A 13,762-nucleotide genomic window follows, 5' to 3' on the forward strand; every position below is an offset into this window, starting at 1 on the left:
TGGACGATTTGTTACTATTAAAAAGTAAAGACACTTTGCGGAAATCAACCCCTCGACTTGCAAAGTTGCTTTTTTTTGGCGTTGACATCATCTTTTTTCAACAACATGCAAACTGTAGAGACAACTTTCTACAGTTTTTTGTTCTTAAATTATTTTTCCTATTTTTTAATTCTTTTTTAATAGTTTATTTATTAGCAGTTTAGATATGGACTTTATGATAAATTTTGTAAACCAAATTACACCATAAAGGAGAGTTCAACAAATGAAATTAAGAAAACGTATTGTCCCAGCAGCATTGGCTTTATCCGTAGTATCAGCAGGTCTAGTAACCATAGGCGAGCCATTAAATGCAGATGCGGCAAGCAATAAAGCAGTAGTAGCGGAAAACGAGCAAGTAGCTAAAATTACAAACATCAAGCCATTAAATACAATGACACTACAAATTACATTTAATCAGCCATTAGCAGCAGCTGATGTAGACCTAAATCATTTAGATGCTATAAAAAAACATTTTACGTTTAATGGAGATTTAGAGATTGTCAATGTGCCACGCTTAATGACAGGCTCTAAGAGGACATATATTGTACCAACAACATTCCAAGAAGATGATTTTATCTATACATTGAGCTATAAAGAGCAACGCAATAAAGTTTTTGAGGGCACAGATGAAAAGGTATATGTACGCAATGTGGAGCAAGTCACAAATGATACATTTACATTGGAATCCTTTCAGGAGGATGGCGTAGTAGATTATGCTAATATTATTGAAGCCTATCGCGCAGGCCGTGGAGATTTAGCATTTAGCTTAGATGGTCATAATCGAGATGCAAGCGGCAAACGCTTTGATGTTATTTCTTCCTTACGTGATCGCTATGTGACGGTGAGAACAAGTGAGGGAGAAGAGTTTGTTGCTAATTATGTACCATTTACACAAGCAGCTGATGGCAGACAGGCTCCTCAATTTAGACTCCCTGCTGGCAAGGTTTTAAAACCAGGTGTGACTTACCGTGTGTACGCACAATGGGCGGAAATAGATGTAAGGAGCTTTGTAGCGAAAGAAATCGCGCCAATCACTCTGCAAACAGCGAAAGCCATGGATGAAAAATCCTTTGAATTACAATTAAGAAACGATCCGCAATCTGATTTACTTGCTGGCCGAAGTGTAGCGTTAAAAGGCAGTGATGGGAGTACATTGCAAGCACAATATCGTTATTCATCACGTAAAGGTACTGTGGGCATTTTTGATCTAACGAATGGTGGTACGTTGAAAGCAAATGTCAGCTATACTGTAATCCCATTAAACAACTGGGCTATAGCAACAGATTTAGTTCTACAAGGAAAATAAACGTTCTTTTGCTTAATAAAAAAATGAATCTGTCATTTGAAGCTTAAATAAATGGAACGTATTTTATGCTAACATTGTAAAAATCTCGTCACAGCTGTGGCGAGATTTTTTTTATAGCCAGCCTTTTTCACCTGCTACCTGAGCGGCTTGCTGTCTAGATTCAACTTGTAGCTTTTGAATAGAGGTAGATAAATAATTGCGAATCGTGCCCTTCGTTAAAAATAACTGCTTACTGATTTCGTTTGTGGTCAAGCCTTTTTTGACTAGCTGAAGCACCGCAATTTCTCGTTCATTTAAAGGGTTTTGCTCCTTCATAAATAAGGAGGCGGCTAAATCCTTGCTGACCACCTTTTCTCCTTGCATGATTTTTCGAATAGTAGCAATTAAATAATCGATGGGTTCATCTTTCAATAGATAGCCGTGTACCTCGCAATCCATTGCCTTTTGCAAATAACCAGGGCGTGCAAAGGTTGTTACAATCATTACCTTGCAAGGGAGGTTGGCCTGTTTAATTTTTTCAGCAAGCTCAAGCCCTGATAGATGGGGCATTTCAATATCGACTAGGCAAATATCTGGTGGCTCCTGCTGGATCAATTCCCATGCTTGTTGTCCATCTGCCACCTCAGCTATGACCTCAATATCAGGCTCAAACGCTAGTAGCGAAGTTAGGGCACCACGTAACATTTGTTGGTCTTCTGCTAGTAATACACGTATCATGTTAGAGGCTCCTTTCCATCTTGAATTGGTAGAGTGAGGGTGACGCTGGTGCCTACTGGTGTGTCACTTTCAATCAGGGCAAAGCCTTGCAGCATATGCATTCTTTCTTTTATGGAGTGGATGCCATTCCCACGTCCTTGTGACTGTAAACCGATGCCATCGTCTTTCATCACAAGTGTATAGTGTCCAGCACAACATTGAATGGTGAAATGACATTTTTTTGCCTGACTATGCTTGAGAATATTCGTAGTCGTTTCTCGTACACATAGAGCAAGCATCGTTTCCTCCACACTAGAAAGTACGATTTGAGGACATTGATTGTCAAGGGTTGTCGTAATATTCGCGCTTTGTAAAAGCTGTTGGCAATGGATAAGCTCCGTTTGCAACGAAATAAAATTCATATCAGACACAAGCTCACGTACTTGTTTTAAGGCGGTACGGGTAGTGGCTAATATGTCATGTAGCTCAGGCTGCACGCTTGAAGGATCTCGGTCAATCAGTTTGGTCGTTAGTTCGGTTTTTACTTTAATCATTGTGAGCGTATGGCCAATTGTATCATGAAGGTCTCTAGCGATCCGTTGTCGTTCCTCTTGCTGAACAAGCTGTGTATTTACGTCTGCCAGCTCAGCCTGCAGATTTTTCGACTTTTCCACAAAATAAATGAGAATCGGGAGCACCAGTTGAAACATCATAATCGGTACTAGTACCTGTGATTCCTTTGGTAAAAGGGAATCTGTTGTCATGTACAAAACCGCCAAAAACATGACAGCGATGGCTACAATCCCACAGGCAATATGCCATTTTGATTTTGCACGTCCTAGTAAATCGGCAAAGGTAAAGCCAAAAATAAGCATAAAAGGATCGACAATTATGCTAAGTAAGGTGATAAGGACAAAGGCTACTAGAGATGCGGTAAGTAGCCTCCAATCTCGATGCCATAAAGCAATGTAGAAGGCTATTAGGTATAAAAGGAGCACTGTTATTTTCATAGCTAAGGGAAGGGAATGAGACCCTAATACTAATGCGAATAGGAAAATGACAGAAGCTGCATCAATGATTAAATAATGCTTAATTTGTTCTCTAGGATATATTTTTATTACTAGCACCATCCTTTATTGCTGATTACTGTGTCATCGCTTGAAGGGCTTTTTTACGAATCCATTCCATAGGGCCCATTTGAAATTTCTGTAACCAAGCGAACGCTATAACAAGTTGTAAGATTGATAGAGATAGCCAAATACCAATGACAGTGAAGCTATTGACTTGCCCACCTAAGCCAAGCCCCCAGCCATAAAAAATAATCGACGCAAGCACATTTTGGAGGACATAGCAGCTTAAAGACATTTTACCAACATGAGCAAAGCGCTGCCAAAGCCAGTCTAGCCTCTTATATTCTACCAGTTTACCTAAAATTCCAATATAGCCAATGGATAGAAGAGGGGCACAAAGATAGCGAACAGGTAAATCAAAAAGCCCACCAGGAATAAAAATAAGCAGATTGATAGGAAAGCCAACGAATACACCGATATTAAAGAGCTTTTGTCGAGTTTGACGTCCTTTGTCTGTTGGTGAAAATACCTCATTACGCATGAACTTCACGCCAAGTAAAAATAAAAAGACATTCATCGGGATAATAAATATAGCTTCTGAGCGATAAAATAAAAAGTTTGTGAGACGATGCTGCACTTGCGCAAACCATGTGCCATGTTCATAGAGCTCAGAAACGGATGCCATACCATTTAATGAAACTCCAGCTCCTTGTAAGGTACTGATAAAAATAAGCAGAATCATTAGGATGTGAAAGCCACCAAAAAAATAAAAGGCTCCCGTCATGACCTTATCACCCAAACGTACAATAAAAGCGACGATGAATGCTGTGACAGCATAGCTCATTAAAATATCATACTCCATCACAAGCGTGTAGTGCAGTAGCCCCTCTAACCCTAAGAAGACGATCGTCCACAAGTACACTCCTGGCCAGGCTGTACCTCTCCGTAAGGCTTGCTGATATTTTAATTGCAGGCCTACTCCAAACATAATTGTTAACAACCCAAGCAGCTTGCCATTAACGAAAAATAATACGACCATACGTAAAAAATCATTGAAGGACCACCAACCAGAATAATCACTTGTTGTTATATACGATAAATCACCAAGATAAGCAAAAATCCAAATATTTGTGCCAAGCGTTCCTAAGACGGCAAAGCCTCTTAACATATCGATAAAGGGAAGTCTTTGTTGTGTTTGCATAAGTTCGATCACTCTTTCTTTGTTTTCTTACCTTAAGGATAAGAAAATTTCAAGAGAAAACCTATTCACACCAGTCAAAGAATCTTGATGACAGGTGTCATAAAGTATGCTGAGACAGCACAAAAACCAGCAACGCTTTTGCTGCCGGCTCATTATTTTGTACAGGTATAGATGCGATAGTCTAAAATGTCTTCGTATTTTTCATTCATGGCAATATGCTGATCCATGATTTTATAGAATTCGGATTCCATATCTGTGGAAACTTGAAATTCAGGCTTGGATGAGATGAATTTGTTTTTTTGTATACGGATATCATAAAAACCAGCCTGTTGCAGTAGTCTTACCCAATCCTTTTTCCTGAGGAGAGACTGAAAGCCGTAAAATTGTTGGAGGTCGTCTGCAAGTTCGGTACGAAGTGTTTGAGGAATGGTAAATTCGATAGCAATGAAGCGGCCACCTTTTTTCAATAAACGATAAATTTCCTGCAAAGCCTGCTGCAAATTAACAAAGGCCAGAACCGACTCAGCTAGAATCAAGTCAAATGTCTCGTTCGATAACGAGGTTTGTTCAATAGAGCCTTGCAAAAGTTTAACAGGTAGACGTGCTTTATGCATACGCTGACGAGCCTTTTCTATCATGATGGGCTGAATATCGAGACCTGTGACGTTTGCTTGATAGGAAGATGCTAAATAAGCAGCCGTTTGCCCTGTACCACATCCCACATCTAAAATATGTGTGTTTTGCTCGATCTTCTCCGCTTGCAAAACAGCCTTTGATAGATTAATACCCCCAGGATGTGCGCCTCCGACCCCGAACTTAGCTAAAAAGGTAAGATAATGAGAGTCTTGAATAGTACCACCTTCTTTTTTCTTATAGTATGACAGGGAAACTAGTATGGTTCCCTTATTATTTTTAACCTCTTCTTCAAAAGTCTAATTCGCTATAAAAATTTTTACATATACTAGTGAGAAGCTTTCAGATAGGGGGTGTATAAATGCCATATTTTCAGCCGAATGCTAGAAGAGGTCCATATCCGCCAAACAATAGGCAATATTTTGGCCCACCTTTTCGAGGTAGGATGGTGCAACCATACTATTCTCCCAATCAACAACAGCAAGGTCCTAGATTAGGAAATTTACCAGATCATTTAAATACAATTATGGGGCATGCTGGGACGATTACAAATGGAGTAAATATGTTGAGACAGATGGGAGCGTTATTAAGTTTATTTAGATAAAAATTAGAAACCCTCTTAAGATCAGGCTCTTAAGAGGGTTATATTTAGGTTTAATGGGCTGGTGCAAATTGCTTTTCGATAATAGAGCGATTTTTCTCTTTAAATAGCTCATTATGAGAGGACACCATGCCATGACGATAGGCAGTTGGTTCTAAATACGTTTTAATAGAATTGACTGCATTGGCGGCATCTTGGAATGTGCCAAGTAGCAAATTAATTTTTCCATCAAATGATAAAATATCACCTGCTGCAAAAATACCTGGCTGTGCTGTTTCACCTGTTGCCTTTCCTTCAACATAATAATCATCCTTTTTCGGAATGGCAATGGCCTCATCAAATGCAAGAGACGCCTCACGATTATAGCCATGACTGACAATTACCTCATCGATTTGACGCGTATAACTTTGCTTCGTTATCGTATTCTCACATGTGACTAATTGAATAGCCGTTTTATCAATATTTGCGGAAAGCTTTGTAATCGTTGTATTACACTCAATGCGCACACCTGCATCCAGTGCTTCCTGTACAGTGGCTTCGTGTGCTGATAGATTCTCTTTGCGGTAAACAACCGTTACGCTTTTGGCAATCGGACTTAATTCAACAGCCCAATCGATGGCTGCATTACCACCGCCTGAGATCATGATATCCTTATCGACAAAACGTTTATACGATTGCACAGTGTAATGTAGATTGGCCATTTCATATTTTTCAGCGCCCTCAAGTGTTAGCTTTTGAGGGCTAATAATGCCGCCACCTACAGCTAACAGTACCGTTTTAGAATAATGCTTTTCACCAGCTGCTGTATGAATGACAAAAATATCATTGTGACGTTCAATTAAATCTACTTTTGTACCGGTCAAAATTGTAGGATCAAATGTTTTGGCTTGCTCGATTAATTGTTTAACAAATTGTTCACCCAAAACGGGAGGATGTCCCCCAATATCCCATATCAGCTTTTCAGGATAAAGTAATACTTTACCGCCAAGCTGTGGTTGACTTTCTAATAATTTTGTTTTTAAACCCCGTAAACCACTATAAAAGGCACTATATAAGCCAGCTGGGCCACCGCCAATAATTGTCACATCATACACATGCTGCATTTTTATTGCCACATCCTTAACAAATAGTAAAAAAGTAATTGACAAAATCTTATCAGGTAACTAGACTAATTCTAGTGATAATGATTATCATTTTTAGCTTTGAATATCATAGCATGGAAAGAAGTAAAAAGAAAGTGAGGGTCCGATTTGCGTTTAGAAGTTGAATCGATTCGTGTTGGTTATGAGAATAAAACGATTGTGCATGACTTATCGCTGCAAATTCCTGATGGCAAAATCACCACAATCATTGGTTCAAATGGTTGTGGAAAATCAACCTTGTTAAAAGCTATCACACGGATTTTAAAGCATGAGAGTGGACAGGTCATATTAGATGGTCAAAATATTTCCAAGATGAAAACAAAAGAATTAGCAAAAGAACTGGCAATCTTACCACAGAGTCCAGAAAGTGCACATGGTTTAACAGTGGAAGAGCTTGTATCCTACGGTCGATTTCCTTATCAAAAGGGCTTCGGGAATTTATCACAAAAAGATAAAGATGTTATTGGCTGGGCTTTACAGGTAACCAAAACAGAAGAATTCCGTTTACAATCTGTAGATGCTTTATCTGGTGGACAACGTCAGCGCGTATGGATTGCGATGGCCTTGGCCCAAGAAACCGACATTATCTTTTTAGATGAACCGACAACTTATTTAGATATGGCTCATCAGCTAGAAGTTTTAGAGCTACTTTACAAGCTGAATGAAGAACAGGGGCGCACGATTGTCATGGTCCTCCATGATTTAAATCAAGCGGCACGTTTTTCAGATTATATTGTAGCGCTTTCACAAGGTGAGCTTGTAAAATTCGGAACGGCTGAAGAAGTGATGGTTCCAGAAGTATTGAAAAAAGTATTTAATATAGATGCAGTTATTGGCAAAGATCCACGAACGAACAAACCAATGTGCATTACATATGACTTATTACAAACCATTTAAAAGGAGAATAACAATGAAAAAGTGGCTATTACCAATGTTTATGATGCTTGTGCTCGTACTTGCAGCATGTGGCAGTAAGGAAGAAAAAACAGAGAAGGCTGATGAAGGCTCAAAAGAAGAAGCTTCAACAGAAACAATCACATATCAATCAGAGTCAGGTCCTGTAGAAGTACCAGCAAATCCGAAACGTGTTGTTGTACTATCTTCTTTTGTAGGAAGCTTATTACAGCTTGATGTAAATGTTGTTGGTGTGGATGCATGGGCAGCAAAAAATCCCAACTTCGAAGATGCGATTAAAGATGCTGTTGTAGTTGAAAATACAGATATTGAAAAAATTCTTGAGCTAGAACCAGATTTAATTATTGGCTTAAATGGTATTGAAAATGCTGATAAATTAGCAGAAATCGCGCCAACTGTATTATTTACGTATGGTAAAGTAGACTATTTACAGCAGTTCATCGAAATCGGTAAAGTGGTGAATAAAGAAAAAGAAGCAACTGCTTGGGTAGAAGATTTTAAAACACGTGCAGCAGAAGCTGGTAAAAAGATTAAAGAAAAAATCGGTGAAGATGCGACTGTAACAGTAGCAGAGAACTTTAATAAACAGTTCTATATTTATGGCGATAACTGGGGTCGTGGAACAGAGATTTTATATCAAGAAATGGGCTTGAAAATGCCTGAGAAAGTAAAAGAAACAGCGTTAGAGCCTGGCTACTATGCTATTTCTCAAGAAGTTTTAGGGGAATATGCAGGTGACTACGTGATCTTCAGTATGTTCCAAGATCAAGATAATTCCTTTACAGATGCAGCATGGTTTAAAGATTTAGAAGCAGTGAAAAATGGTCATTTATTTGAAGTGAATGCAAATGCCTTTTATTTCAATGACCCTATCACATTAGAACATCAACTGAAGTTCTTTGAAGAGAAATTTTTACAATAATTAGTAGAGAGTAGCGAAGGCGAATGACAAAGTTTCGAAAGCTTCCATTTTGGCTTCAAGTATTGCTTGCATTGATTGTATTAATTGGTACTGCTAGTATCTCGCTGTGCTTAGGGGCAGCGAATACAAGCATTCAAGATGTCTTTCAAGCAATTGTCGGACAAAGTGGAGGTAAACATTACACGATTTTACGTGAAATTCGATTTCCTCGTATCATTGCAGCTATTTTTGTTGGGAGTGCCCTCGCAGTCGCTGGGGCGATTATGCAAGGGGTTACACGGAACCCATTAGCTGATCCAGGGCTGCTTGGTTTAACGGCAGGGGCAAATGCTGCCCTTGCTTTAACAATGGCATTTATCCCTAAATTCTCGTATTATACGTTAATTTTAGCCTGCTTTGTTGGGGCGGGAATCGGTATGATGTTAGTTTATGGGATTGGTGCTTCTACTAAAAAAGGCTTTTCCCCTTTAAAGCTTGTTTTAGCTGGTGCGGCTGTCACAGCCTTATTACAGGCAATCGCTGAAGGGACGGGCATTTTATTTCAAATTTCCAAAGATGTTTCGATGTGGACAAGTGGCGGTTTCATTGGCACAACATGGCAGGCATTATTGATCGTACCCGTTATTATTATTGGCTTACTGCTTTCATTTGCTTTTAGTCGTCAATTAACGATTTTAAGCTTAAATGAAGAAGTAGCAGTGGGTGTCGGACAAAATACTACGCTCGTAAAGGGTGTAATGATGTTCGTTGTGGTTATTCTGGCTGGCTCTGCTGTGGCCCTAGTCGGAAATCTAGCTTTCGTTGGCTTAATGGTACCGCATATTGTCCGCGCGTTTGTTGGGACAGACTATCGTTTTGTCTTACCAATGAGCGCCATTGTTGGTGGCTGGTTTATGGTGTTGGCTGATTTCGCAGGGCGCATGATTAACGCACCTTATGAAACGCCAGTTGTCGCTATTATTTCGATTTTAGGTCTTCCATTCTTCCTATTATTAGTGCGGAAGGGAGGACGTCAATTTGTTTAAAGAAGGTCGCAAAAAACAGCGTAAATGGTTACTCATATGGCTTGTGGTAACCTTGTTCATTTTTATTTTAGGGATTTCATTAGGTGCTGCTTCGGTTTCTATTGACCGAATTCTTCCAACCTTACTGGGCGATGGTAGTTTTAAAGAGTCCTTTGTACTCTTTTCAGTCCGTTTACCTAGAATGTTTGTGCTAGCGGCTGCGGGTATGGCATTAGCACTGGCAGGGGCCGTATTACAGGGCGTAACCCGCAATGATTTAGCAGACCCAGGAATTATAGGTATCAGTGCTGGCGCAGGTGTTGGGATTACTGTCTTTTATTTGCTAGTAGATGGCGACCTTCCTCACTTTGCCTATATTTTACCGATTGTCGGCTTTTGTAGTGCCTTAGTGACAGCACTGGGTATTTACTTTTTCTCTTATCAGCGTAATAAGGGTGTCCATCCCGTACAGTTTATTTTAGTAGGGGTAGGCGTAGCATCAGCCTTATCAGGGGTCATGATGGTATTAATATCCTCTGCTGAGCGGAGCGATGTACAATTTATTGCACAATGGCTAGCCGGAAATGTATGGGGCACAGATTGGCCATTTTTCTGGGCGCTAATGCCTTGGCTTGTACTGGGCATCCCTTACATTTTCTATAAAGCCAACGTTTTAAATGTCTTGGCCATGACGGAGCAAACAGCAGTCGGACTTGGTATGAACATTGGGCGAGAACGTTTCCGATTATTAATTGTTGCGGTTGCACTAGCGGCTGCCGCGGTATCCGTAACAGGGGGAGTAGCCTTCATCGGTTTGATGGCTCCCCATATTGCAAAACAGCTCGTTGGTCCACGCTACCAATTCTTTTTACCACTGACGCTATTCATTGGCGCAAGCTTGCTAATGCTTGCTGATACCATTGGACGTGTTGCTATTGCAAGTGCAACGGTTCCTGCTGGGATTGTTGTTGCATTTATTGGCGCACCTTATTTTCTATATTTATTGCGCAAAAATGTGTAGAAATGTATTAGTTATTGCTCACAAAAACAGTCTTTCGATTTAATAAAAATAGTGAAAAAAAGAGTTTACATCATCTGCCTTTCAAGTTTTTGAGAACCTCATTTATTGAGGTTCTTTTTTTGTATAATTAGAACAGGAGGTGAATACATGATTCTATTAGCACGACAACCATCGGGTTCGCAAAAAATACTAGAGGTGGTGCTCCGTAGATTGCCACAGACGCATAATAACTACGCCTATTATGGTGAACGTTTGAGCCGTGTCCAAGCAGGTCTTGCGGGGGAACAGCGTGTTGATGCAGAATGGCTCGAAATCGATTTACCAACCCCACATTATTTTCTACATGATTTTCAAACCACAAATAGCTACGGATCTACCCATCAAATGGATACCATCTTTCTCTGCCCTCATTTTTTACTTATTCTTGAAATCAAAAATATAACAGGAAATCTCTCATATGATGTCCCTTTTGCGCAGTTTACACGGACGACATTGGATGGCACGGTGGAAGGAATGACTGATCCATTTGTTCAGCTGGATCGACATGTCATATGGATGAAAAAGCTTCTACTGCGAGAACGTATCGAATTACCTGTTGTCCATGCGGTAGTGCTGGCAACGAAAAATGGAATTTTAACAAAGGGTTTTGAGGGGCAACCGATATTTCATGTGAAAGGGTTACGATTTCATCTACAAAAGTGGATAGAGCATTATCAACCTAGAGAAAGAGTTGATCTTTTACAAGTAGCCAACCTTCTATTATCCCTGCACACAAAGTTGAAAAAAGAGGTAGAGGTGCCTCTTAAGGAGATGGTGAAGGGTGTGTTATGTCCACAATGTGTTAACGGGCAGCGATTATCGTATCACTATAAAAAATGGACGTGCCCACGCTGTGGATTGGAGGACGATGATGCATTGGTTCGAACATTAGAGGACTACAGGTTACTAGTCGGGCAGCAGGTAACCAATCGAAGCTTCCGCGAATTCTTTGGCATTGACTCTCCCGATTTAGCGTACAAGTTGATGCAACAACTCCCTTTGAAAGCGGAGGGTGTCAAAAAGCATCGGAAATATTGGATTAAGGAATAGCGAACTAAGCGTTACAATTCAAGCGGTCTGAATTGTAGCTTTTAGCGCTGTAGAGAGAAAGGGCGCTTGAAGTAGGTGGATAGAATGCTGAAAGTGACTGATAGAACAAGGAAAGTAGTGGATAGAACGCGCAAAGTGATGGATAGAGCAGAGAAAGTGGAGGATACGCTTCGTGTAAGTGGATAGAGTGCTGAAAGTGACGGATAGAACAAGGAAAGTAGCGGATAGAACGCGCAAAGTGATGGATAGAACAGAGAAAGTGGAGGATACGCTTCGTTTAAGTGGATAGAGCAGGATACCACTCACTCCCAAGAGCGATGTTTCGCTTATTTCCTACTAGACAAATAGAGTTTTTAGGTATATAGTTAGCTAGGCTAACTAATATAAAAGGAAGTGATAGTGTGACAATTGAACAGGAATTTTTTAATCAGTACCGCTTAATGTATCGGCCGTTTATTAATCAGTTGAATGTGCAGCTTGAACCCTATCAGTTATATAGCTCACAGTGGGCAGTGCTTCGTTTCTTGAATGATAAGGGTCCACATTCATTTGTAGATATCGCGAATTTCATGTCTATAGAGAAGCCAAGTGTCACGAAGCTTGTACATAAACTTGTGGAGCTAGGCTATGTGGAAACGATGACGGGCAAGGATAAGCGTGAAAAGCTGGTACACCTATCAAAGCATGGGGAAGAGCTTGTGCTGGAAATAAAGTCGCATCTAAATCCATTTTTTGAGCAGGCTTTGGCAGGCGTGCCAAAACAAGATATTGACATTGCGACACAGGTTTTAGCAAGAATTTGTATGAATATTAATCAATAGGGGAGAGCAGCGTGGAAGCAACCAGAAAGAAACTATGGACAAAAGATTTTTTAATTGTCTCACTTATTAATTTTACCATTACGTTAATCTTTTATTTATTAATGGTTACGATAGCAGCATATGCGGTTGAGCATTTTAATGCCTCTACAAGTACAGCGGGGCTTGTATCGAGTATTTTTATTATCGGGACACTATTAGGTCGTCTTGGGACAGGGCGTATTATTGGAGACTGGGGTAGCAAAAAAACATTATTTTGTGGACTATTATTATTTATGTTATCAACAATGTCTTATTTTATAGCAGGCAATTTACCACTGCTGATGATCAATCGTTTAGTACAGGGGATTGCACTAGGGATTGCCAGTACAGCAACAGGTACCATTATTGCACAAATTTTACCAGCTGAGCGTCGTGGAGAAGGGATTGGTTATTATAGCTTAAGCGCTATTCTAGCCACAGCCATTGGCCCATTTATTGGAATATTATTAACACAGCTATTTGCAGATTATCGTATGATTTTTGCAGTAGATTCTGTGTTAGCGATTATTTGTTTCTTTATGTATTACATTGTGACCGTGCCAGATGCACCGAAAAAAGCAAAGGATACAGCTGTAAAGGCTGGGTTTAAAGTGACGAACTTTATTGAAATGCGTGCAGTACCGATTGCCTTTGTGGCACTTGTGATTGGCTTTGCTTATTCAGGTGTGATGTCGTTTATGACGTTTTATGCAAAGGAGTTAGATTTAGTATCAGCAGGTAGCTACTTCTTTATTATCTATGCTATTGTCATTTTGGCTACACGTCCATTTACAGGGAAATTGCTTGATACAAGAGGGGCAAATATCATTATCTATCCATGCTTAGTGTTGTTTGCAATAGGCATGTATGCCTTTAGCTCAGCAACAACTACGATTGCCTTTTTAATCGCTGCCGCTTGTATCGGGATTGGCTATGGGAACTTCAACTCGGTGGCACAGGCAATTGCCATCAAAGTAACACCAAATGAGCGTTTAGGACTTGCGACATCTACGTATTTTATTTTTTATGATTTAGGCTTAGGTGTCGGGCCTTATTTCTTAGGCTTATTTGTACCATCTATGGGCTACAGCTCGATTTTCTTCTCGATGGTCTTTGTTATTTTAGTGTCGATTGTGCTTTATTACCTTTTACATGGAAAACATGAAAATTTGAAACAAGCAAAAATTTTGTAGATTAGAATCATTATATTGTAGAAAAAACGTCTTTTTTCTAGTTGTTCGTAAAGAATAACTGAAAAATGACGTTTTTTTCTATTTACAAAAA

Annotated in this window: 14 protein-coding genes; 9 read left to right on the plus strand and 5 right to left on the minus strand. The window is 39.8% G+C overall.

Annotated elements, in window-relative coordinates; all coding sequences use genetic code 11:
* Positions 1 to 262: 262 nt before the first annotated feature.
* Positions 263 to 1,345, plus strand: a complete 1,083-nt coding sequence (locus LBYS11_RS08410; protein ID WP_103117840.1) for a hypothetical protein — start codon at positions 263 to 265, stop codon at positions 1,343 to 1,345.
* A gap of 111 nt (positions 1,346 to 1,456) precedes the next feature.
* On the opposite strand, the gene LBYS11_RS08415 is transcribed toward LBYS11_RS08410, so the two are convergent.
* The 4 genes from LBYS11_RS08415 to LBYS11_RS08430 form a co-directional block, all read right to left on the minus strand.
* Positions 1,457 to 2,062, minus strand: a complete 606-nt coding sequence (locus LBYS11_RS08415; RefSeq protein WP_004229368.1) for a response regulator transcription factor — start codon at positions 2,060 to 2,062, stop codon at positions 1,457 to 1,459.
* Complete coding sequence (locus tag LBYS11_RS08420) at positions 2,059 to 3,171, minus strand: sensor histidine kinase (RefSeq protein ID WP_103117841.1); 1,113 nt, start codon at positions 3,169 to 3,171, stop codon at positions 2,059 to 2,061. Before LBYS11_RS08420 ends, LBYS11_RS08415 begins: the two co-directional genes overlap by 4 nt.
* A gap of 13 nt (positions 3,172 to 3,184) precedes the next feature.
* A complete protein-coding gene (locus tag LBYS11_RS08425; RefSeq protein WP_103117842.1) occupies positions 3,185 to 4,312 on the minus strand; it encodes a DUF418 domain-containing protein in 1,128 nt (375 codons plus the stop codon).
* A gap of 152 nt (positions 4,313 to 4,464) precedes the next feature.
* Positions 4,465 to 5,076: a class I SAM-dependent methyltransferase gene (locus LBYS11_RS08430; protein ID WP_103117843.1), complete on the minus strand. Its 612-nt coding sequence runs from the start codon at positions 5,074 to 5,076 to the stop codon at positions 4,465 to 4,467.
* 230 nt (positions 5,077 to 5,306) lie between these two features.
* Between LBYS11_RS08430 and LBYS11_RS08435 the strand changes: the two genes are divergently transcribed.
* Positions 5,307 to 5,549, plus strand: coding sequence for a hypothetical protein (locus LBYS11_RS08435; protein ID WP_004229360.1), 243 nt, complete (start codon positions 5,307 to 5,309; stop codon positions 5,547 to 5,549).
* Between the two features lie 50 nt (positions 5,550 to 5,599).
* On the opposite strand, the gene LBYS11_RS08440 is transcribed toward LBYS11_RS08435, so the two are convergent.
* Complete coding sequence (locus LBYS11_RS08440; protein WP_048390298.1) at positions 5,600 to 6,649, minus strand: NAD(P)/FAD-dependent oxidoreductase; 1,050 nt, start codon at positions 6,647 to 6,649, stop codon at positions 5,600 to 5,602.
* Positions 6,650 to 6,796: 147 nt separating this feature from the next.
* Here LBYS11_RS08440 and LBYS11_RS08445 point away from each other — a divergent pair, with 147 nt between their 5' ends.
* The 7 genes from LBYS11_RS08445 to LBYS11_RS08475 all read left to right on the plus strand — a co-directional run bounded on the left by LBYS11_RS08445 (position 6,797) and on the right by LBYS11_RS08475 (position 13,671).
* On the plus strand, positions 6,797 to 7,585 hold the full coding sequence (locus LBYS11_RS08445; RefSeq protein WP_103117844.1) for an ABC transporter ATP-binding protein: 789 nt from the start codon (positions 6,797 to 6,799) through the stop codon (positions 7,583 to 7,585).
* Positions 7,586 to 7,598: 13 nt separating this feature from the next.
* Entirely contained in the window at positions 7,599 to 8,525 is a 927-nt protein-coding gene (locus LBYS11_RS08450; RefSeq protein WP_048390303.1) for an iron-hydroxamate ABC transporter substrate-binding protein, read from the plus strand.
* A 23-nt stretch (positions 8,526 to 8,548) separates the two neighbouring features.
* Positions 8,549 to 9,550: a FecCD family ABC transporter permease gene (locus LBYS11_RS08455; RefSeq protein WP_103117845.1), complete on the plus strand. Its 1,002-nt coding sequence runs from the start codon at positions 8,549 to 8,551 to the stop codon at positions 9,548 to 9,550.
* Entirely contained in the window at positions 9,543 to 10,550 is a 1,008-nt protein-coding gene (locus LBYS11_RS08460; protein WP_048390307.1) for a FecCD family ABC transporter permease, read from the plus strand. Before LBYS11_RS08455 ends, LBYS11_RS08460 begins: the two co-directional genes overlap by 8 nt.
* Positions 10,551 to 10,697: 147 nt before the next feature.
* Positions 10,698 to 11,639, plus strand: a complete 942-nt coding sequence (locus tag LBYS11_RS08465; protein ID WP_103117846.1) for a nuclease-related domain-containing protein — start codon at positions 10,698 to 10,700, stop codon at positions 11,637 to 11,639.
* A gap of 401 nt (positions 11,640 to 12,040) precedes the next feature.
* Positions 12,041 to 12,460, plus strand: a complete 420-nt coding sequence (locus LBYS11_RS08470) for a MarR family winged helix-turn-helix transcriptional regulator (RefSeq protein ID WP_054550884.1) — start codon at positions 12,041 to 12,043, stop codon at positions 12,458 to 12,460.
* Positions 12,461 to 12,471: 11 nt separating this feature from the next.
* Positions 12,472 to 13,671, plus strand: a complete 1,200-nt coding sequence (locus LBYS11_RS08475) for an MFS transporter (RefSeq protein ID WP_054550885.1) — start codon at positions 12,472 to 12,474, stop codon at positions 13,669 to 13,671.
* Positions 13,672 to 13,762 lie beyond the last annotated feature (91 nt).

Origin of the sequence: Lysinibacillus sp. YS11, from assembly GCF_002896375.1 — a bacterium.
Lineage (GTDB): Bacteria > Bacillota > Bacilli > Bacillales_A > Planococcaceae > Lysinibacillus > Lysinibacillus capsici.

What these genes read in the sequence shown, in the direction of transcription:
- LBYS11_RS08410 (WP_103117840.1), top strand. Translation starts at nt 263, where the DNA reads ATGAAATTAAGAAAACGTATTGTCCCAGCAGCATTGGCTTTATCCGTA.
- LBYS11_RS08455 (WP_103117845.1), top strand. Translation starts at nt 8,549, where the DNA reads ATGACAAAGTTTCGAAAGCTTCCATTTTGGCTTCAAGTATTGCTTGCA.
- LBYS11_RS08465 (WP_103117846.1), top strand. Translation starts at nt 10,698, where the DNA reads ATGATTCTATTAGCACGACAACCATCGGGTTCGCAAAAAATACTAGAG.
- LBYS11_RS08435 (WP_004229360.1), top strand. Translation starts at nt 5,307, where the DNA reads ATGCCATATTTTCAGCCGAATGCTAGAAGAGGTCCATATCCGCCAAAC.
- LBYS11_RS08415 (WP_004229368.1), bottom strand. Translation starts at nt 2,062, where the DNA reads ATGATACGTGTATTACTAGCAGAAGACCAACAAATGTTACGTGGTGCC.
- LBYS11_RS08450 (WP_048390303.1), top strand. Translation starts at nt 7,599, where the DNA reads ATGAAAAAGTGGCTATTACCAATGTTTATGATGCTTGTGCTCGTACTT.
- LBYS11_RS08420 (WP_103117841.1), bottom strand. Translation starts at nt 3,171, where the DNA reads ATGGTGCTAGTAATAAAAATATATCCTAGAGAACAAATTAAGCATTAT.
- LBYS11_RS08425 (WP_103117842.1), bottom strand. Translation starts at nt 4,312, where the DNA reads ATGCAAACACAACAAAGACTTCCCTTTATCGATATGTTAAGAGGCTTT.
- LBYS11_RS08440 (WP_048390298.1), bottom strand. Translation starts at nt 6,649, where the DNA reads ATGCAGCATGTGTATGATGTGACAATTATTGGCGGTGGCCCAGCTGGC.